A 1,105-nucleotide genomic window follows, 5' to 3' on the forward strand; every position below is an offset into this window, starting at 1 on the left:
CCCGGCGCACACTGTTTTTATATACAGTAGTTTTATCGAGACCTCAGATCAAGAGGGGTTTCGCCTATCAATTTTCATGGCAGCCGCAAGTCTCTACAATCACTGTATTAACCCAAATCGTTAATGCCCCATGCCGCATTCAGATACGCACTGATACTGTCGATAACAGAAGCCACTTCGGCCTGTGTTAGCGCTGCTTCAAAAATCAGCTCCATTCCCATAGTGATATCCGCTCCTGCCGGATACGCTGCGCCAGCATGATGCGACCCTATCCTGATGGTTCTGCCAGTGTAAGCAGTCCTGTTGGTTAGCGTACGTGAACCTTGCCATGCAAGCGCACCTCCCTGCCGCCCACCGATTCTGGCAATGTTATTATCGCCATCAATCAGTGACACAAAGGCCGCCCATTTCGTCACGTCATAATTGGTCGTGAAGTTATTAATCATGTTGGTCGGGGTGGCATTGTTGTCTTCAACAAAGGCACCATACAAACTCTGCGACGAAAACATGAAAGCAAGGCCATCCCCCCGGTAGACGATCGGCGATCCAGAGTAATTGTAGTTACCCATCATGAACGCCTGTTGCTGCTCGGTGGACGCTGTCGGTTTTACCGGCTTACAGATCACGATATGGGTCTGGTTCCTGGTAGATACCCTGCCTGTATCAAAACAGTTGCTGAAGTTACACACAGCGCCAAAGGTCGGGGAAATTGTCGGTGTGCCTACCATGGTCAGCGGAGTGGAGCTGTCAGCCAGATTCCTGATGCTCAGCGCGGCATTACCGCCCTGGACATGCATACCTTTCAGTCCGGTAGTGACAGGCAAGTCGGGCAGCATAAAATGCCCTTTTTTCGGGTGGCTACCAGGAATAACAATGTCGCCCAGTTTTGGAATATAAATTGTGCTCATATTTTTTAGCCTTTAATCAGCGCGTTATTAAGGGATGAAGCGATCATGTTTCCGCCAACGGTGCTCGGGTGCAGGTTATCAATGAAGCAGCCAAGCCCGTTCATTTCCGTCCAGGTGTCGAACAGGTCATAAATACTGAAAAACTCACAGTTCAGCGTCTGAGAGAGGTCGTACATTACGTCACGGAAATCAACGAG

The 1,105-nt window shown here is 49.7% G+C and carries 2 protein-coding genes; both read right to left on the minus strand.

The window, feature by feature from the left end:
- Nucleotides 1-107: 107 nt before the first annotated feature.
- Nucleotides 108-908 (minus strand): hypothetical protein, encoded by an 801-nt coding sequence (locus tag BV390_RS30325; protein ID WP_085397642.1) that lies wholly within the window; start codon nucleotides 906-908, stop codon nucleotides 108-110.
- A gap of 5 nt (nucleotides 909-913) precedes the next feature.
- Nucleotides 914-1,105: hypothetical protein (locus BV390_RS30330; protein ID WP_139156027.1), on the minus strand; the 192-nt coding region annotated here is incomplete at its 5' end.

It is taken from the genome of Klebsiella sp. YJ (assembly GCF_002108615.1).
GTDB lineage: Bacteria > Pseudomonadota > Gammaproteobacteria > Enterobacterales > Enterobacteriaceae > Klebsiella > Klebsiella planticola.

Bases quoted from the DNA above. Each gene is read 5' to 3' on its own strand.
- BV390_RS30325 (WP_085397642.1), bottom strand. From the start codon at position 908: ATGAGCACAATTTATATTCCAAAACTGGGCGACATTGTTATTCCTGGT.